Below are 546 nucleotides of genomic sequence, written 5' to 3'. Positions count from 1 at the left end.
TGGACCAGCTCAACTCGAAGCTCCAGGCCAACAACCTGTCTGCGACGATCGACGCGAACGGCCTCCTGACCATCACCGCGTCCAACGACTATGCCTCCTCCACGCTGGGCTCGACTGCAGCGGGCGGTGCGATCGGCGGTACGCTCACATCTGCGCTGACATTCTCGACGGCTTCCACTCCCGTTCAGGATGCGGTCGCACAGACGTCCCGTGCGAACCTGGTATCTCAGTACAACAACATCCTGAACCAGATCGACACGACGGCGCAGGACTCCTCGTTCAACGGCGTCAACCTCTTGAACGGCGATCAGCTCAAGCTGGTGTTCGACGAGACCGGAAAGTCGAGCCTGAACATCACCGGCGTGACCTACAACTCCAAGGGCCTCGGCCTCGCCTCGCTGACCGTGGGCGTCGACTTCATCGACAACGCCGCCGCCAACAGGGTGCTGACCAATCTGAACGCCGCCTCGAGCACCTTGCGCTCGGAAGCCTCGAGCCTCGGTTCGAACCTCTCGGTGGTGCAGATCCGTCAGGACTTCAACAAGA

General features: G+C 61.5%; 1 pseudogene. It reads left to right on the top strand.

From position 1 onward, the window contains the following. Positions 1 to 546, top strand: a pseudogene (locus tag AX729_RS37785) (DUF1522 domain-containing protein); the annotation flags it as partial.

Source organism: Bradyrhizobium sp. CCH5-F6 (assembly GCF_001556045.1).
Classification (GTDB): domain Bacteria; phylum Pseudomonadota; class Alphaproteobacteria; order Rhizobiales; family Xanthobacteraceae; genus Bradyrhizobium.
Note: the sequence above shows the minus strand (reverse complement) of the source record. Positions and strands in the feature narration are given on the sequence as shown.